25 protein-coding genes and 1 pseudogene are annotated in these 15080 nt (G+C 67.4%); 1 reads left to right on the top strand and 25 read right to left on the bottom strand.

The annotated features are described in order from the left end of the window. Window positions 1-164: 164 nt before the first annotated feature. Window positions 165-1145, top strand: coding sequence for a hypothetical protein (locus QSU92_RS11545; protein WP_289261949.1), 981 nt, complete (start codon window positions 165-167; stop codon window positions 1143-1145). 156 nt (window positions 1146-1301) lie between these two features. On the opposite strand, the gene QSU92_RS11540 is transcribed toward QSU92_RS11545, so the two are convergent. From QSU92_RS11540 to QSU92_RS11420, 25 genes and pseudogenes are all read right to left on the bottom strand, one after another. After that, window positions 1302-1985 carry a DsbA family protein gene (locus QSU92_RS11540; protein ID WP_289261947.1) on the bottom strand — a complete coding sequence of 228 codons (684 nt, stop codon included), beginning with the start codon at window positions 1983-1985 and terminating at the stop codon, window positions 1302-1304. Window positions 1986-2012: 27 nt separating this feature from the next. Next, window positions 2013-2846: a type I methionyl aminopeptidase gene (gene map / locus QSU92_RS11535; protein ID WP_289265889.1), complete on the bottom strand. Its 834-nt coding sequence runs from the start codon at window positions 2844-2846 to the stop codon at window positions 2013-2015. Window positions 2847-2854: 8 nt separating this feature from the next. Beyond that, window positions 2855-3448 (bottom strand): adenylate kinase, encoded by a 594-nt coding sequence (locus QSU92_RS11530; protein ID WP_289261945.1) that lies wholly within the window; start codon window positions 3446-3448, stop codon window positions 2855-2857. Continuing rightward, the gene (gene secY, locus QSU92_RS11525; protein WP_289265888.1) at window positions 3448-4770 is read right to left on the bottom strand and encodes a preprotein translocase subunit SecY; all 1323 of its coding nucleotides are present in this window, start codon (window positions 4768-4770) and stop codon (window positions 3448-3450) included. The genes QSU92_RS11530 and secY overlap by 1 nt, the downstream gene beginning before the upstream one ends. A gap of 101 nt (window positions 4771-4871) precedes the next feature. Then, window positions 4872-5468 carry a 50S ribosomal protein L15 gene (gene rplO, locus QSU92_RS11520; protein ID WP_289261944.1) on the bottom strand — a complete coding sequence of 199 codons (597 nt, stop codon included), beginning with the start codon at window positions 5466-5468 and terminating at the stop codon, window positions 4872-4874. Next, window positions 5468-5653 (bottom strand): 50S ribosomal protein L30, encoded by a 186-nt coding sequence (rpmD, locus tag QSU92_RS11515; protein WP_289261942.1) that lies wholly within the window; start codon window positions 5651-5653, stop codon window positions 5468-5470. Before rpmD ends, rplO begins: the two co-directional genes overlap by 1 nt. Then, window positions 5653-6345, bottom strand: coding sequence for a 30S ribosomal protein S5 (gene rpsE / locus QSU92_RS11510; protein WP_422880375.1), 693 nt, complete (start codon window positions 6343-6345; stop codon window positions 5653-5655). Before rpsE ends, rpmD begins: the two co-directional genes overlap by 1 nt. Next, window positions 6342-6701 carry a 50S ribosomal protein L18 gene (gene rplR, locus QSU92_RS11505; protein ID WP_289261938.1) on the bottom strand — a complete coding sequence of 120 codons (360 nt, stop codon included), beginning with the start codon at window positions 6699-6701 and terminating at the stop codon, window positions 6342-6344. The genes rpsE and rplR overlap by 4 nt, the downstream gene beginning before the upstream one ends. Before the next feature lie 2 nt (window positions 6702-6703). After that, window positions 6704-7240 carry a 50S ribosomal protein L6 gene (rplF, locus tag QSU92_RS11500; protein WP_289261936.1) on the bottom strand — a complete coding sequence of 179 codons (537 nt, stop codon included), beginning with the start codon at window positions 7238-7240 and terminating at the stop codon, window positions 6704-6706. Window positions 7241-7246: 6 nt separating this feature from the next. Beyond that, on the bottom strand, window positions 7247-7645 hold the full coding sequence (gene rpsH / locus QSU92_RS11495) for a 30S ribosomal protein S8 (protein WP_124291700.1): 399 nt from the start codon (window positions 7643-7645) through the stop codon (window positions 7247-7249). Between the two features lie 69 nt (window positions 7646-7714). After that, window positions 7715-8305 carry a 50S ribosomal protein L5 gene (rplE, locus tag QSU92_RS11490; protein WP_289261933.1) on the bottom strand — a complete coding sequence of 197 codons (591 nt, stop codon included), beginning with the start codon at window positions 8303-8305 and terminating at the stop codon, window positions 7715-7717. Between the two features lie 2 nt (window positions 8306-8307). Beyond that, a complete protein-coding gene (gene rplX, locus QSU92_RS11485) occupies window positions 8308-8667 on the bottom strand; it encodes a 50S ribosomal protein L24 (RefSeq protein WP_289261931.1) in 360 nt (119 codons plus the stop codon). 2 nt (window positions 8668-8669) lie between these two features. Continuing rightward, on the bottom strand, window positions 8670-9038 hold the full coding sequence (rplN, locus tag QSU92_RS11480; RefSeq protein ID WP_124291703.1) for a 50S ribosomal protein L14: 369 nt from the start codon (window positions 9036-9038) through the stop codon (window positions 8670-8672). Next, window positions 9035-9370 carry a 30S ribosomal protein S17 gene (gene rpsQ, locus QSU92_RS11475; RefSeq protein WP_289261927.1) on the bottom strand — a complete coding sequence of 112 codons (336 nt, stop codon included), beginning with the start codon at window positions 9368-9370 and terminating at the stop codon, window positions 9035-9037. The genes rplN and rpsQ overlap by 4 nt, the downstream gene beginning before the upstream one ends. Beyond that, window positions 9370-9687, bottom strand: coding sequence for a 50S ribosomal protein L29 (gene rpmC, locus QSU92_RS11470; protein ID WP_124291704.1), 318 nt, complete (start codon window positions 9685-9687; stop codon window positions 9370-9372). The genes rpsQ and rpmC overlap by 1 nt, the downstream gene beginning before the upstream one ends. After that, a complete protein-coding gene (rplP, locus tag QSU92_RS11465; RefSeq protein WP_124291705.1) occupies window positions 9687-10106 on the bottom strand; it encodes a 50S ribosomal protein L16 in 420 nt (139 codons plus the stop codon). Before rplP ends, rpmC begins: the two co-directional genes overlap by 1 nt. Next, window positions 10106-10861: a 30S ribosomal protein S3 gene (gene rpsC, locus QSU92_RS11460; protein ID WP_124291706.1), complete on the bottom strand. Its 756-nt coding sequence runs from the start codon at window positions 10859-10861 to the stop codon at window positions 10106-10108. Before rpsC ends, rplP begins: the two co-directional genes overlap by 1 nt. After that, a complete protein-coding gene (gene rplV, locus QSU92_RS11455; RefSeq protein WP_124291707.1) occupies window positions 10861-11259 on the bottom strand; it encodes a 50S ribosomal protein L22 in 399 nt (132 codons plus the stop codon). Before rplV ends, rpsC begins: the two co-directional genes overlap by 1 nt. A gap of 23 nt (window positions 11260-11282) precedes the next feature. Continuing rightward, window positions 11283-11564 carry a 30S ribosomal protein S19 gene (rpsS, locus tag QSU92_RS11450; protein WP_124291708.1) on the bottom strand — a complete coding sequence of 94 codons (282 nt, stop codon included), beginning with the start codon at window positions 11562-11564 and terminating at the stop codon, window positions 11283-11285. Between the two features lie 13 nt (window positions 11565-11577). Continuing rightward, window positions 11578-12417: a 50S ribosomal protein L2 gene (gene rplB / locus QSU92_RS11445; RefSeq protein WP_124291709.1), complete on the bottom strand. Its 840-nt coding sequence runs from the start codon at window positions 12415-12417 to the stop codon at window positions 11578-11580. 24 nt (window positions 12418-12441) lie between these two features. Beyond that, a complete protein-coding gene (gene rplW / locus QSU92_RS11440; protein ID WP_289261920.1) occupies window positions 12442-12747 on the bottom strand; it encodes a 50S ribosomal protein L23 in 306 nt (101 codons plus the stop codon). Further along, entirely contained in the window at window positions 12744-13406 is a 663-nt protein-coding gene (rplD, locus tag QSU92_RS11435) for a 50S ribosomal protein L4 (RefSeq protein ID WP_179558514.1), read from the bottom strand. Before rplD ends, rplW begins: the two co-directional genes overlap by 4 nt. A 5-nt stretch (window positions 13407-13411) precedes the next feature. Next, a pseudogene (gene rplC, locus QSU92_RS11430) lies at window positions 13412-14072 on the bottom strand (50S ribosomal protein L3). A gap of 11 nt (window positions 14073-14083) precedes the next feature. After that, complete coding sequence (rpsJ, locus tag QSU92_RS11425; RefSeq protein WP_045246810.1) at window positions 14084-14392, bottom strand: 30S ribosomal protein S10; 309 nt, start codon at window positions 14390-14392, stop codon at window positions 14084-14086. A gap of 396 nt (window positions 14393-14788) precedes the next feature. Beyond that, a complete protein-coding gene (locus QSU92_RS11420) occupies window positions 14789-15040 on the bottom strand; it encodes a hypothetical protein (RefSeq protein WP_422880374.1) in 252 nt (83 codons plus the stop codon). Window positions 15041-15080: the final 40 nt, after the last annotated feature.

Genomic DNA, 15080 nt, shown 5'->3' with positions numbered 1-15080 from the left:
TTCCGCCGAACCACCCCGATCGTGACGAACCACCGTGCGATACCCGGTGGCTCGTCGCGATAACGCTGGTTCGACCCTTCCTGCACAGCCAGGACGGCCGACGATCTTTCCGCAGATCGCATCGCGAGGACACCCTGCGTCGCTCGGAGCGCCACGATCGGCGGATGACCGGCCTCCTCCTCGCATCCGGGGTCAAGCCCGCCCCGCTCGAACTGCTCCGCCTCGCGGATGCGCACGCCTCCACGCGTTCGCTCCGCAATCCGACGACCCACCGACGCGTCCGTCCGGGCGTCTACGCCGCGCGATCTGCGTGGGACGAGCTTGCCCCCTGGGATCGCTACCTGGCTCGCGTCCACGCATACGCGCTCATCAACCCCGACGCGGTCTTCAGCGACGAGTCCGCTGCTGCGCTCCTCGGACTTCCTGTGTTCGGCGAACCCCGCCACCTGCACCTGTTCGATGCGAAGGGTTCCGGCGCCCGTCGCTACGGCGACGTCGTCGTGCACGAGAGCGTCGAGGCACCTGACATCGAAACGCGAGGGGGCCTCAGCGTCACCTCAGCAGCACGGACAGCGGTGACGCTCATGCGGCGTCTTGCTCCTCCGTTCGCGCTGGCGGTCGGCGACGCTGTGATCTCTCCGCGGCAAGGGGGAACGGCGACCGTCGACGACCTCCGTCGCATGACTGCCACGCAGACCGACACCCGCGGCATCCGGCAACTGCGCCTGCTGCTCGAGACGATCGACCCGCGCTCGGAGAGCGTCGGGGAGAGCATCGGACGCGCTGTGATCGTCTGGTCCGGATTCGAGACGCCCCTGCTGCAGGTGGAGGTGGTCACGGATGGGATCCGCGACCGCGTGGATTACGGATGGCCGGGCGCGGGCGTTCTCGCCGAGTCGGACGGTTACGGCAAGTACCGGTTGGGCACGACAGAGGACTCGGTGCGCGCCCTCATACAGGAGAAACAGCGCGAGGATCGCCTGCGGCGACGCTGCCGCGCGTTCGGGCGCTGGGACATGGCGGCGTCCATCGCCGTCGAGCCGGTGGTGCAGGAACTGCTCCGCTTGGGCGTCCCGCGCATCACCGCTCCGCGATGGGCTCTGCTGTCAGGCATGCGTGCGAGTGGCTCGGGCTGGCGCCGATGATCATCTGGGCGACGTCGGGCCTCGATCCACCGAAATCGCGACGACCCACCGCGCATGGCCGGGAGGTTGGTCTCGATCACGGTGGATCGGCGAAGGTGAGGGGGCGCGAGAGCGAGGCGAGCGAGGCGGGCGCGCGAAGCGCGGCCGCGCCGCGGGTCAGGAGAAGAGCGAGCGGAGATCCGCCGGCGCGGGGATGGTGTCGTTGGCGATGGCCTCGCCGTTGACTGCCAGAGTCGGCGTGGCGATGTTCTGCTGGCCGGGCTGAATGGGGGTCTGCTGCGTCATCGACGACACGAACCCGCTGTAGCGCTGCTCGGTCACGCAGGCATCCACGCCTTCCGCGCCGACCGATCCGGCGATCTCGATGAGCTGCTCGTCCGTCAGGCCGGTCGAGCCCTCCGCCGGCTGGTTGGCATAGAGGGTCTGCATGAACGACACGGCCTCGTCGGGCGCGGTCTCCGCGACGCAGTACATCGCGTTCGCGGCGCGAGTGGAGTACTCGCTCCCCTGCGAGTACCGATCGAGGATGGCGATCGGGTGGATGCCCAGGGTGATCGTCCCATCGTCGACGAGTTCCTGGATCGACTCGCCGTACACCTGCTCGAACTGGTTGCAGATCGGGCACATGAAGTCGATGTACGTATCCAGGGTCTGCTCGCCCGTCCCGATCTCGATGGCGCCGGTCTCGGCGTTGATCGAGGCGGACTGCGGCGCGGGCCCCGCGTCATCCGACTGGTTGTTCGACCAGATCACGATGGCCGCCGTCACGACGAGCGCGACCACCACGGCGACGCTCACGAGAATCGCGAACCAGTTGACCTTGCGCGTGGCCGTTGCCATCGGCGTCCTCCTTGAACAGTCCCGGCGCTACGGGATCGGTGCCGGGGTGACGCCGAAGGGCGCGAGCCCGGCTGCGCCGCCGTCGGGCGCCGTGAGCACCCACACACCGTCATCATGCACCGCGACGCTATGTTCCCAGTGTGAGCCGGCCGAGCCGTCGACGGTCGAGACGGTCCAGCCGTCGTCCTCGACGAACGTGGCATCCGACCCTGCGACCACCATCGGCTCGATCGCGAGGGCGAGCCCGGGCCGAACCTCGGGACCGGGGTCGTCGACGCGGTAGTTGAACACCGACGGGGACTCGTGCATCTTCCGGCCGATGCCGTGACCGACGTACTCGCGAAGAATCCCGTAATCCTCGCCGTGGGCCCGGATGTAGTCCTCGATCGCAGCGCCGACGTCGGCGATGTGCCGTGCGGTCGCGAGTGCCGCGATTCCCGCCCACAGCGACCCTTCGGTCACCTGCGACAGCTGCTCCCGCTCGGCCACGAGCTCGGGCCGGGTCGGGTCGGGCAGGACGACGGTGAGGGCCGAATCGCCGTTCCAGCCCTTGTACTCCGCGCCGCAGTCGATCGAGAGGATGTCGCCGGGTTCGAGCGGGCGGTCACCGGGGATCCCGTGCACCACCTGCTCGTTCACCGACGCGCAGACGGTGTGCCGGTACCCCCGCACCATCTGGAAGTTCGATTTCGCCCCGCGCGAGACGATCAGATCGGATGCCGCGGCATCCAGCTCCGCAGTGGTGACGCCGGGTGCGATGAGGGTCTTCACCGCGGCGAGGGCGTCGGCGGTGATGAGGCCGGGCTCGAGCATCGCCCGCAGCTGGGCGGGAGTCTTGTAGATCGAGCGGCGCAGTCCCACGTTCGGGCTCACGCGGTCGCCGGGCCCCCGAGGCCGCGGGCCCGGAGAGCGGCGAGGATGCGATCGGTGATCTCGTCGACCGTGCCGGTGCCGTCGATCTCGTCGACGATGCCGCGGGTGGCGTAGACGGCGATGATCGGTGCGGTCTCGCTCTCGTAGATCGCGAGGCGCTGGGCGATGGCGGCTTCGGTGTCGTCCGCGCGGCCCTGCTCGAGGGCGCGCTTGCTCAGCCGCGCTATCGACTCCTCGCGGGGCACCTCGAGCACGATGACCGCGTCGAGCTGCTCCTCGCGACCGCCCAGGAACTCATCGAGGTGCATGACCTGCGGAAGGTTGCGCGGATATCCGTCGAGGAGGAAGCCTCCCGCCGCATCCTCCTTCGACAGCCGGTCGCGCACGACCGCGCTCGTCAGCTCATCGGGGACGAGCTGCCCGGCGTCGATGATCTCCTTGACCTGCACGCCGAGGTCGGTGCCGCCCGCGACGTTCGCGCGGAAGACGTCACCGGTCGAGACGACCGGCACCCCGAGGGCCTCGGCGATGCGGACGCCCTGGGTGCCCTTGCCCGAGCCCTGGGGGCCGACGATGAGGAGACGAGCCATCAGCGCAGAAGCCCTTCGTAGTGACGCTGCTGCAGTTGCGCGTCGATCTGCTTCACGGTCTCAAGACCCACACCGACGATGATGAGGATCGAGGCGCCGCCGAACGGGAAGTTCTGGTTCGCACCCACCAGCGCCAGCGCGAACAGCGGCAGGAGCGCCACCAGGCCGAGGTAGATCGAGCCGGGCAGGGTGATGCGGGTCAGCACGTAGTCCAGGTACTCCGCCGTCGGACGTCCGGCACGGATGCCCGGGATGAAGCCGCCGTACTTCTTCATGTTGTCGGCGACGTCGACCGGGTTGAAGGTGATCGCGACGTAGAAGTAGGTGAAGCCGACGATGAGCAGGAAGTACAGCGCCATGTACAGCGGGTGATCGCCCGAGACGAGGTACTGCTGGATCCACGCCACCCAGCCCGGAACCTCCTGGCCCGGCTGCGGCTGGTTGAACTGCGCGATGAGCGCGGGGATGTACAGCAGCGACGAGGCGAAGATCACCGGCACCACACCGGCCATGTTGACCTTGATCGGGATGTAGGTGTTCGTGCCGCCGTACGTGCGCCGGCCGACCATCCGCTTGGCGTACTGCACGGGGATCCGCCGCTGCGACTGTTCGACGAACACCACCAGCGCGACCACGACCATGCCGACGGCGAGGACGAGGAGGAAGACCTCGAAGCCGCGCGACTGGGCGATGGCCCACATCGAGGCGGGGAACGCGGCGGCGATCGAGGTGAAGATCAGCAGCGACATGCCGTTGCCGATGCCGCGCTCGGTGACGAGCTCGGCGAACCACATGATGAGGCCGGTTCCGGCGGTCATCGTGATGATCATCAGCAGCTGCGCCCACCAGACGTCGTTGGTGAGCAGCTGCTCGCACTCGGGGATGCCGGTGACGCCGAACAGCTGACCGCTGCGGGCCACGGTCACCAGAGTGGTGGACTGCAGGAGCGCCAGCGCGATGGTGAGGTAACGGGTGTACTGGGTGAGCTTGGCCTGACCCGCCTGGCCCTCCTTGTACAGCGCTTCGAAGTGCGGGATGACCACGCGCAGCAGCTGCACGATGATCGTCGCCGTGATGTAGGGCATCACGCCGAGCGCGAAGATGGACAGCTGCAGCAGCGCACCGCCCGAGAACAGGTTCACCAGCGACAGCAGGCCCTCGGTGCCGGCGCTGTCGCGCAGGCAGGACTGCACGTTCGGGAAGTCCACGAACGGTGCCGGCACGTGCGCACCGAGCCGGTACAGGGCGATGATGCCCAGGGTGAAAGCGATCTTCCGACGCAGATCCGGAGTGCGGAAGACACGCGCGATGGCGCTGAACAAGAGGCTGCCTCCATTGGGGATGCCGACGGCCACGCGGGCACGCCGACTCCCAGGGTAACGCGAGGAGGGGCCGGAGCGAACTCCGACCCCTCCTGCAGGCCTTACTGGGCGGTGCCCGCCGACTCGCCGGCGGAGACCGAGCCGCCCGCGGCGACGATCTTCTGCTCGGCGGAGCCCGACACCTTGTCGACCGAGACGTTGAGCGCCACCGAGATGTCGCCGGTGCCGAGCACCTTGACCTTCTCGTTCTTGCGCACCGCGCCCTTGGCGACCAGGTCGCCGATGGTCACGTCGCCGCCCTGCGGGTAGAGCTCGGCGAGCTTGTCGAGGTTGACCACCTGGTACTCCACGCGGAACGGGTTCTTGAACCCGCGCAGCTTCGGCGTGCGCATGTGGAGGGGCATCTGCCCGCCCTCGAAGCCGGCCTTGACCTGGTACCGGGCCTTGGTTCCCTTGGTACCGCGGCCGGCCGTCTTGCCCTTCGAGCCCTCACCGCGACCCACGCGGGTCTTGGCGGTGTGAGCACCGGGGACCGGGCGGAGGTGGTGCACCTTGAGCACGCCCGGGCGCGAAGCCGGGGCATCCTTCTTCGGCGCGCTCTTCGCGGCGGTCTCCTTCTTCGGCGCAGCCTTGCGCGCCGCGGTCTTCTTCGGCGCGGACTCGACGGCCTCGGCCGTCTCTTCCTTCTTCTCCGCCATCAGTCGATCTCCTCAACCTTCACGAGGTGGGCGACAGTGCGCACATACCCGCGGGTCTGGGAGTCATCGGGACGGACGACGGTGTCGCCGATCCGCTTGAGACCCAGGCTCCGGAGGGTGTCGCGCTGATTCTGCTTCTCGCTCACCTTGGACTTGATCTGCGTCACCTTCAGACGCGCGGCCATCAGGCACCTACCTTCGCTGCAGCCGCGGCCTCGGCCTCGGCGCGGACCAGACGGGCGGGCGCGACCTGGTCGAAGTCCAGTCCACGGCGCGCGGCGACGTGACGGGGCTCCTCCAGCTGCTTCAGCGCCTCGACGGTCGCGTGGACGATGTTGATCGTGTTCGACGATCCCAGCGACTTCGACAGCACGTCGTGGATACCCGCACACTCGAGGACGGCACGCACCGGGCCGCCCGCGATCACACCGGTACCGGCGGCGGCGGGGCGCAGGAGCACCACACCGGCAGCAGCCTCACCCTGGACGGGGTGCGGGATGGTCGAGGCGACGCGGGGCACGCGGAAGAAGTTCCGCTTTGCCTCTTCGACGCCCTTCGAGATCGCCAGCGGCACCTCGCGGGCCTTGCCGTAGCCGACTCCGACCAGCCCGTTGCCGTCACCGACGACGACGAGCGCGGTGAAGCTGAACCGGCGACCACCCTTGACGACCTTCGACACGCGGTTGATCGTCACGACGCGCTCGAGGAACTGGCTCTCGCTGCGGTCGCGCGACCCACGGTCGCGGTTGGGGTTGCGCTCGCGTCCGCCGCGACGCGGCTCGCGCTCCCGCTCGGGGGGAGCGGTAGCGGTGGCGGCGTCGGCCGGAGCCTCGGCAGCGGCCTCTGCGGTCACGTTGTTCTCCTTGTTGTCACTCACAGGTTGAGCCCCCCTTCGCGGGCGCCGTCGGCGATGGCCGCGACACGACCTGCGTATCGGTTGCCGCCGCGGTCGAACACCACGTCGGAGACGCCGGCGGCCTTGGCGCGCTCAGCGACCAGCTCGCCGACCTTGCGGGCCTTGGCGGTCTTGTCGCCGTCGAACCCGCGCAGGTCGGTTTCGAGCGTCGATGCGGATGCCACGGTGTGGCCCTTGCTGTCGTCGACGACCTGGACGAACACGTGGCGTGCCGAACGGGTGACGACCAGGCGGGGACGCTCGGAGGAGCCGACGACCTTCTTGCGAAGGCGGGCGTGACGGCGCGAACGCGCGTCGGACTTCGTCTTCACAGCCATGGTTACTTACCAGCCTTTCCGGCCTTGCGCCGAACGACCTCGCCGGCGTAGCGCACACCCTTGCCCTTGTACGGCTCGGGCTTGCGGATCTTGCGGATGTTCGCAGCCGCCTCGCCGACGGCCTGCTTGTCGATGCCGCTGACGGTGACCTTGTTGTTGCCCTCGACCGTCAGCGTGATGCCCGCGGGGGGCTCGACGAGAACCGGGTGCGAGAAGCCGAGGGCGAACTCGATCGAGCTGCCCTTCTGCGCGACGCGGTAACCGGTGCCGACGACCTCGAGGCCCTTGGTGTAGCCCTGGGTGACGCCGATGATGTTGTTGTTGATGAGCGTGCGGGTCAGGCCGTGAAGCGACCGCGACTCGCGCTCGTCGTCGGGACGGGTGACGATCACCTGGTTGTCCTCGACCTTGACTTCGATGGGACGGGCCACGGTGAGCGCGAGCTCGCCCTTGGGGCCCTTCACTGCGACATCCTGGCCGGTCACCGTGATGGTGACGCCGGAGGGGATGTCGATCGGGAGACGTCCGATACGCGACATGTCAGATCACCACACGTAGGCGAGGACTTCCCCACCCACGCCCTTCTGCTCGGCCTGACGGTCGGTGAGAAGACCGGAGGAGGTGGACAGGATGGCGACGCCCAGACCGCCGAGGACCGTGGGGATCTCGGAGGACTTGGCGTACACGCGCAGGCCCGGCTTGGACACGCGCTTGATGCCGGCGATGGACCGCTCGCGGTTCGGGCCGTACTTCAGGGTGAGGGTCAGCGTCTGGCCGACACGGGCGTCCTCGACGGCCCAGTCGGAGATGTAGCCCTCCTGCTTGAGGATGTCGGCGATGTGGGTCTTGAGCTTCGAGCTCGGCAGCGACACGGAGTCGTGGTGCGCCGAGTTCGCGTTGCGCAGACGGGTCAGCATGTCAGCGACCGGGTCTGTCATCGTCATTTCTTAGCTTCTTTCGTTCATGAGGTATCGGCAGCCGTTACACGACTGACGACCTTCCATGGTCAGGTGTTACTGCTGTGCGCCCTCGGCGCGGAAGGGGAAGCCGAGGTGGCGCAGGAGTGCGCGGCCCTCGTCATCCGTCTTCGCCGACGTCACGATCGTGATGTCGAACCCGCGGACGCGGTCGATCTTGTCCTGGTCGATCTCGTGGAAGACCGACTGCTCCTGCAGGCCGAAGGTGTAGTTGCCGTTGCCGTCGAACTGCTTTCCCGACAGCCCGCGGAAGTCGCGGATGCGGGGCAGAGCCAGGTTGATCAGGCGGTCCAGGAACTCCCACGCGCGGTCGCCCCGGAGGGTCACGTGCGCGCCGATGGCCTGGCCCTCACGCAGCTTGAACTGCGCGATGGACTTGCGAGCCTTCGTCACGACCGGCTTCTGACCGGTGATCTTGGTGAGGTCGTCGACCGCACCATCGATCACCTTGCTGTCGCGAGCCGCCTCACCGACACCGGTGTTGACCACGACCTTCACGAGGCCCGGAATCTGCATGACGTTGGCGTAGCCGAACTCATCCTGCAGCTTCTTCTGGATCTCGGACTTGTACTTCTGCTTCAGGCGGGGCTGGATTTTGCCAGCCTCGACGGCAGTTGCGGTGCTCATATTCAGAGGTCCTTGCCTGACTTCTTCGCATAGCGCACGCGGACGGTGCGCTTCACGCCGTCCTTGGCCTGCTCCTCGACGCGGTGACCGACGCGGGTCGGCTTCTTCGTCTGGGGGTCGACCAGGGAGACGTTGGAGATGTGGATCGGGGCTTCCATCGTTTCGATGCCGCCCGTCTTGGTGCCGCGCTGGGACTGGCCCACGCGGTTGTGCTTGGTGACGAAGTTCACGCCTTCGACGATCACGCGGTTCTGCTCGGGAAGGACCTCGAGGACCTTGCCCTGCTTACCGCGATCTCCGCCGCGCTCGGGCTTGGCGCCCGAGATGACCTGAACCAGGTCGCCCTTCTTGATCTTCGCCATGATCAGATGACCTCCGGGGCGAGCGAGACGATCTTCATGAACCGCTTGTCGCGCAGCTCACGGCCGACCGGCCCGAAGATGCGGGTGCCGCGGGGCTCCCCGTCGCTCTTCAGGATGACGGCGGCGTTCTCGTCGAACTTGATGTATGAGCCGTCGGCACGTCGGGTCTGCTTGACCGTCCGGACGACGACCGCCTTGACGACGTCACCCTTCTTGACGTTGCCGCCGGGAATGGCGTCCTTGACGGTGGCGACGATGACATCGCCCACGCCGGCGTACCGACGGTTCGAGCCGCCGAGCACGCGGATGGTGAGCAGCTCCTTGGCGCCGGTGTTGTCGGCGACCTTCAGCCGGGATTCGTTCTGGATCACTTGGCCTTCTCCACGATCTCGACCAGACGCCAGCGCTTGGTCGCGCTGAGCGGGCGGGTCTCGTTGATGACGACCAGGTCGCCGATGCCGGCGGTGTTGCCCTCATCGTGCGCCTTCACCTTGGACGTGCGGCGGATGACCTTGCCGTACAGCGGGTGCTTCACGCGGTCTTCGACCTCGACGACGATGGTCTTGTCCATCTTGTCGCTGATGACGTAGCCGCGGCGGGCCTTGCGGTACCCGCGGGCGTCGGCGTCGCGCACATCGTGCTCGGCGCTCTCGTGGCCCTTGACCTGCTCCGTGGCGGCGTCGGCCTTCTTGGCGGTGGCCATCACTCAGCCCCCTCTTCCTTCGCGGCCGAGTCAGCGGCATCCGCCTTCTTGGCCTTGGTCTTCTTCGTCTTCGTCGCGGTCTCCACGGGCGCAGGCGTGGCACGGATGCCGAGCTCGCGCTCACGGATCACGGTGTACAGCCGCGCGATGTCGCGCTTGACGGCGCGGATGCGGCCGTGGCTCTCGAGCTGGCCGGTGGCCGACTGGAAGCGCAGGTTGAACAGCTCTTCCTTGGCCTTGCGCAGCTCCTCGACCAGGCGCTGGTCTTCGAACGTGTCCAGCTCGCTCGGTGCGAGCGTCTTGGTGCCGATCGCCATTACGCGTCGCCCTCCTCGCGCTTGATGATGCGTGCCTTCAGGGGCAGCTTGTGGATGGCACGGGTCAGCGCCTCACGAGCGAGCTGCTCGTTCACGCCCGAGACCTCGAAGAGGACCCGGCCCGGCTTGACGTTGGCGACCCACCACTCCGGCGAACCCTTACCGGAACCCATGCGGGTTTCGGCGGGCTTCTTGGTGAGCGGTCGGTCGGGGTAGATGTTGATCCACACCTTGCCGCCACGCTTGATGTGACGTGTCATCGCGATACGAGCGGACTCGATCTGACGGTTCGTCACATACGCGGGGGTGAGGGCCTGGATGCCGAACTCGCCGAAGGAGACCTTCGTGCCGCCGGTGGCCTGGCCCGAGCGACCCGGGTGGTGCTGCTTGCGGTACTTGACCTTGCGGGGAATGAGCATTACGCCGACGCTCCTTCTGCGACGGGGGCCTCGCTGCGGGGGCCGCGGCGACGGTCGCCGCGGTCGTCACGACCGCGCGACTTCGGCGCGTTGGCCTGCTCGCGTGCGAGTTCCTTGTTGGTGAGGTCGCCCTTATAGATCCAGACCTTCACGCCGATGCGGCCGAAGGTGGTCTTGGCCTCGTAGAAGCCGTAGTCGATGTTCGCGCGCAGCGTGTGCAGCGGCACCCGGCCCTCGCGGTAGAACTCCGAACGGCTCATCTCGGCGCCGCCGAGGCGGCCGGAGACCTGGATGCGGACGCCTTTGGCGCCGGCGCGCTGCGCGCCCTGCAGGCCCTTGCGCATCGCGCGGCGGAACGCCACGCGAGCAGAGAGCTGCTCGGCGATGCCCTGCGCGACCAGCTGAGCGTCGGCCTCGGGGTTCTTGACCTCGAGGATGTTCAGCTGGATCTGCTTGCCGGTGAGCTTCTCGAGGTCGGCGCGGATGCGCTCGGCCTCGGCGCCGCGACGACCGATCACGATGCCCGGGCGGGCGGTGTGGATGTCGACGCGGACACGGTCGCGGGTGCGCTCGATCTCGATGTTGCTGACACCGGCGCGGTCGAGCTGCTTCTGCAGCAGCTGACGGATCTTGATGTCCTCGGCCACGTAGTCGGCGTAGCGCTGACCGGGCTTCGTCGAGTCGGAGAACCACCGCGACACGTGGTCGGTGGTGATGCCGAGGCGGAAGCCGTACGGGTTGACCTTCTGTCCCATTACTTGCTCGCCTTCTTGCTCGTGGCAGCCGGAGCCGTCTCGGCGACCTCGGGGGTCGACAGCACGACGGTGATGTGGCTGGTGCGCTTCTTGATCTGGAACGCGCGACCCTGGGCGCGGGGCTGGAAACGCTTGAGCGTCGTGCCCTCGTCCACGTACGCGTTCTTCACGTACAGGTCGGCGTCGTCGAGGTACTCGTTCTCCTTGTCGGCCTTGACGCGAGCATTCGCGATGGCCGACTCGACGAGCTTGTAGATGGGCTCACTGGCGCTCTGCTGAGCGAACTTCAGGATGGCCAGGGCCTCCTGAGCCTGCTTGCCCTTGATGAGAGCGACGACACGACGAGCCTTCTGAGGGGTCACGCGGATGTGTCGCACGCGTGCGATGGACTCCACCATTTCTCTCTCCTTGCGCCCCCGCGTCAGCGGCGGCGGCCCTTCTTGTCGTCCTTCTCGTGACCGCGGAAGGTGCGGGTGGGCGCGAACTCGCCCAGCTTGTGGCCGACCATCGTCTCGGTGACGAAGACCGGGATGTGCTTGCGGCCATCGTGGACGGCGATCGTGTGGCCGAGCATGGCCGGCACGATCATCGAGCGACGTGACCACGTCTTGATGACGTTCTTGGTTCCCGCCTCGTTCTGCGAAACAACCTTGCGAAGCAGGTGCTCGTCGACGAAGGGGCCCTTCTTAAGACTGCGTGGCATCTGAAGTTCCTACCTACTTGCGCTTCTTGCCGGCGTTGCGACGGCGGACGATGAGCTTGTCGCTCTCCTTGTTGGCGTGGCGGGTGCGGCCCTCGGCCTGACCCCACGGCGAGACCGGGTGGCGACCACCGGAGGTCTTGCCCTCACCACCACCGTGCGGGTGGTCGACGGGGTTCATGGCGACACCACGCACGGTCGGGCGGACGCCCTTCCAGCGCTTGCGGCCGGCCTTGCCCCAGTTGATGTTGGACTGCTCGGCGTTGCCGACCTCGCCGATCGTCGCGCGGCAGCGGACGTCGACGTTGCGGATCTCGCCCGAGGGCAGACGCAGCTGGGCGTACGGGCCGTCCTTCGCGACCAGGCGCACCGCGGCGCCGGCCGAGCGGGCCATCTTCGCGCCGCCGCCGGGGCGGAGCTCGATGGCGTGGATGACCGTACCCGTGGGGATGTTGCGCAGCGGCAGGTTGTTGCCGGGCTTGATGTCAGCCGACGGACCCGACTCGACCACGTCACCCTGCGCCAGCTTGTTCGGGGCGAGGATGTAGCGCTTCTCGCCGTCGACGTAGTGAAGCAGCGCGATGCGAGCGGTGCGGTTGGGGTCGTACTCGATGTGCGCGACCTTGGCGTTGACGCCGTCCTTGTCGTCACGACGGAAGTCGATGACGCGGTACTGGCGCTTGTGGCCACCACCGATGTGACGGGTCGTGATGCGGCCCTGGTTGTTGCGACCGCCGGTCTTTGCCAGCGGGCGGAGGAGGGACTTCTCGGGCGTCGATCGGGTGATCTCGGCGAAGTCCGCCACCGACGAGCCGCGGCGACCGGGGGTCGTGGGCTTGTACTTGCGAATAGCCATGTTCTCTCGTCCTTATCCCGCCGGTCAGCCGACCGCGGTGAAGATGTCGATGGTGCCCGACTTCAGGGTGACGATGGCGCGCTTGGTGTCCTTGCGCTTTCCCATGCCGAAGCGGGTGCGACGAGCCTTGCCCGTGCGGTTCAGCGTGTTGACCGAGGCCACCTTGACGCCGAAGATCTTCTCGATCGCGAGCTTGATCTCGGTCTTGGTCGCCCGCGGGTCGACGAGGAAGGTGTACTTGCCCTCGTCGATGAGCCCGTAGCTCTTCTCGGACACGACCGGCTTCAGGATGATGTCGCGCGGGTCCTTGTTGACGGCGATGTTGTTCATGCCGAGACCTCCTGGGTGGTGGCTGTGCGAGCCGACACGAAGGCGTCGTACGCGGCCTTGGTGAAGACGATGTCGTCGGAGACGAGCACGTCGTAGGCGTTGAGCTGGTCGAAGGACAGCACGTGGACGTACGCGAGGTTGCGGACGCTCATGACGCTGATCTCGTCGGTGCGCTCGACCACGACCAGGACGTTCTTGACGGCGCCGAGTGCGGTGAGCACGGATGCCGCGGCCTTGGTCGAGGGCGCATCGGTCACGCCGAGCGACTCGACGATGTGGAGACGCTCACCGCGGGCGCGGTCGCTCAGGGCGCCCAGGAGCGCCGCGGCGATCATCTTCTTGGGGGTGCGCTGCGAGTAGTCGCGGGGCTGCGGACCGTGGACGGTGCCACCGCCGCGGTGCTGCGGCATCCGGACCGAACCCTGACGGGCGTTGCCCGTGCCCTTCTGCTTGAAGGGCTTGCGACCCGAACCCGAGACGTCGCCGCGGGTCTTGGTCGCGTGCGTCCCCTGGCGGGCGGCGGCGCGCTGGGCGACGACGACCTGGTGGATGAGCGGGATGTTCGTCTTGACGTCGAAGAGCGCGGCGGGCAGCTCGACAGAGCCGGCCTTCTTTCCGTCGGCCTTCAGGACGTCGAGCGCGAGAGTGGAGTCAGCCATGTCGATCAGGCACCCTTCACTGCGTTGCGGACGTAGACGGTACGGCCACGGGCACCGGGGACGGCGCCCTTGACGAGCAGCAGACCCTTCTCGGCGTCCACGGCGTGCACCGTGAGGTTGAGAACGGTCACGCGCTCGCCGCCCATACGGCCGGCCATGCGCATGCCCTTGAAGACGCGGCTCGGGGTCGACGAGGCGCCGATCGAACCGGGCTTGCGGTGGTTGCGGTGTGCACCGTGCGAGGCCGAGACACCGGCGAAGTTGTGACGCTTCATCACACCTGCGGTGCCCTTGCCCTTGCTGGTGCCGACGACGTCGACCAGCTGGCCGGCCTCGAAGACGCCGTCCACCGTGAGGCTCCTGACCGAGTGAGTAGTCAGCAGCGTCAGCGGTGCGCACCTCGGTGAGGTGACGGCGGGGGGTGACGCCCGCGGCCTCGAAGTGGGCCGTGAGGGGCTTGTTCACCTTGCGGGGGTCGATGGCGCCGGCGGCGATCTGGACGGCCGAGTAGCCGTCCTTCTCCGCGGTGCGGATCTGGGTGACCACGTTGGGGGTCACCTCGATGACGGTGACGGGAACGAGCTTGCCGTTCTCATCCCAGACCTGGGTCATGCCGAGCTTGGTGCCCAGCAGAGCCTTGGAAACCTTTTCGTTGATGTGTGCCATGTCGACGAACCTCAGAGCTTGATCTCGATGTTGACGTCGGCCGGCAGGTCAAGGCGCATCAGCGAGTCGACGGCCTTGGGCGTGGGATCGATGATGTCGATCAGACGCTTGTGGGTGCGCATCTCGAAGTGCTCGCGGCTGTCCTTGTACTTGTGGGGCGACCGGATGACGACGACGACGTTCTTCTCCGTAGGGAGGGGCACGGGGCCCACGACCGTTGCGCCGGCACGGGTCACGGTGTCGACGATCTTGCGCGCCGACGAGTCGAGACCGGCGTGGTCGTACGACTTCAGTCGGATGCGGATCTTCTGTCCCGCCATGTGTCTGCTCACTCTCTTTCCGCGTCGTACCGTCCCGGAGGGCCCGGGGGCATTGGACGCACGGTGGCGCTGACGCGCCGTGGCACTTTCGCACCGCTTGCGCAGTGCGTGCTGCACCGCTGTTCTTCTGTCAATCCGGGCGCGCACGGCACCCGGCATCCGTCGCCCCTCGACACGCGAACGCGCGGCTCTCGAGCCGAAGTGGGGAAGGATTGTGTTGTTCTGCTGCCCGCGGCCTAGGCGTCCGGCGCTTGCGCACCGCCTATGCACTGCCCTGGCAGTGATCCGTCGCACGCCGAAGCGCACCGGAATGTGGAACTGGAACAGTCTACGTGTCGCCCGGGCGTGTCGCAAACTCGGGCGTGTCGCACCCGCGTGTCGGGCGCCGTGCTTCGGCTACTGGTTGCCGATGTGCTTGTCGATGTTGTCGCGGACACCGTCGACGTGCTGATCGACGCTGTCCGGAGCGATCTTCTTGACGAACTCGGCCGCGGCATCGAGGGCCTTGTCGCTGACGCCCTCTGCCTGCTCCGACTTCAGCGTCTCGCCGATCTTGTTCTTGTTCTGGTCGAGGAACTGCTTGCCCTGATTCACCATGTCGTCGATGCCCATTGCCTGCTCCTTCGCGAGGGTTGTGCGAACCATCATGCTCCTTCTCGCGCCGAAGAGGGACCGTCGGCGGCAGACC

It is taken from the genome of Microbacterium sp. ET2, assembly GCF_030347395.1.
GTDB classification, from domain to species: domain Bacteria; phylum Actinomycetota; class Actinomycetes; order Actinomycetales; family Microbacteriaceae; genus Microbacterium; species Microbacterium albipurpureum.
The sequence above is the reverse complement of the archived record's forward strand: the minus strand, read 5'-3'. Positions and strand labels throughout refer to the sequence as shown.

Excerpts from the sequence above, each read along its gene's own strand:
- QSU92_RS11545 (WP_289261949.1), top strand. The coding sequence starts at position 165 with ATGACCGGCCTCCTCCTCGCATCCGGGGTCAAGCCCGCCCCGCTCGAA.
- QSU92_RS11540 (WP_289261947.1), bottom strand. The coding sequence starts at position 1,985 with ATGGCAACGGCCACGCGCAAGGTCAACTGGTTCGCGATTCTCGTGAGC.
- QSU92_RS11530 (WP_289261945.1), bottom strand. The coding sequence starts at position 3,448 with ATGGCTCGTCTCCTCATCGTCGGCCCCCAGGGCTCGGGCAAGGGCACC.
- rplO (WP_289261944.1), bottom strand. The coding sequence starts at position 5,468 with ATGGCGGAGAAGAAGGAAGAGACGGCCGAGGCCGTCGAGTCCGCGCCG.
- rpmD (WP_289261942.1), bottom strand. The coding sequence starts at position 5,653 with ATGGCCGCGCGTCTGAAGGTGACGCAGATCAAGTCCAAGGTGAGCGAG.
- rplR (WP_289261938.1), bottom strand. The coding sequence starts at position 6,701 with ATGGCTGTGAAGACGAAGTCCGACGCGCGTTCGCGCCGTCACGCCCGC.
- rplF (WP_289261936.1), bottom strand. The coding sequence starts at position 7,240 with ATGTCGCGTATCGGACGTCTCCCGATCGACATCCCCTCCGGCGTCACC.
- rpsH (WP_124291700.1), bottom strand. The coding sequence starts at position 7,645 with ATGACGATGACAGACCCGGTCGCTGACATGCTGACCCGTCTGCGCAAC.
- rplE (WP_289261933.1), bottom strand. The coding sequence starts at position 8,305 with ATGAGCACCGCAACTGCCGTCGAGGCTGGCAAAATCCAGCCCCGCCTG.
- rplX (WP_289261931.1), bottom strand. The coding sequence starts at position 8,667 with ATGGCGAAGATCAAGAAGGGCGACCTGGTTCAGGTCATCTCGGGCGCC.
- rpsQ (WP_289261927.1), bottom strand. The coding sequence starts at position 9,370 with ATGGCCACCGCCAAGAAGGCCGACGCCGCCACGGAGCAGGTCAAGGGC.
- rpmC (WP_124291704.1), bottom strand. The coding sequence starts at position 9,687 with ATGGCGATCGGCACCAAGACGCTCGCACCGAGCGAGCTGGACACGTTC.
- rplP (WP_124291705.1), bottom strand. The coding sequence starts at position 10,106 with ATGCTCATTCCCCGCAAGGTCAAGTACCGCAAGCAGCACCACCCGGGT.
- rpsC (WP_124291706.1), bottom strand. The coding sequence starts at position 10,861 with ATGGGACAGAAGGTCAACCCGTACGGCTTCCGCCTCGGCATCACCACC.
- rplV (WP_124291707.1), bottom strand. The coding sequence starts at position 11,259 with ATGGTGGAGTCCATCGCACGCGTGCGACACATCCGCGTGACCCCTCAG.
- rpsS (WP_124291708.1), bottom strand. The coding sequence starts at position 11,564 with ATGCCACGCAGTCTTAAGAAGGGCCCCTTCGTCGACGAGCACCTGCTT.
- rplB (WP_124291709.1), bottom strand. The coding sequence starts at position 12,417 with ATGGCTATTCGCAAGTACAAGCCCACGACCCCCGGTCGCCGCGGCTCG.
- rplW (WP_289261920.1), bottom strand. The coding sequence starts at position 12,747 with ATGAACAACATCGCCGTCAACAAGGACCCGCGCGACATCATCCTGAAG.
- rplD (WP_179558514.1), bottom strand. The coding sequence starts at position 13,406 with ATGGCTGACTCCACTCTCGCGCTCGACGTCCTGAAGGCCGACGGAAAG.
- rpsJ (WP_045246810.1), bottom strand. The coding sequence starts at position 14,392 with ATGGCGGGACAGAAGATCCGCATCCGACTGAAGTCGTACGACCACGCC.
- QSU92_RS11420 (WP_422880374.1), bottom strand. The coding sequence starts at position 15,040 with ATGATGGTTCGCACAACCCTCGCGAAGGAGCAGGCAATGGGCATCGAC.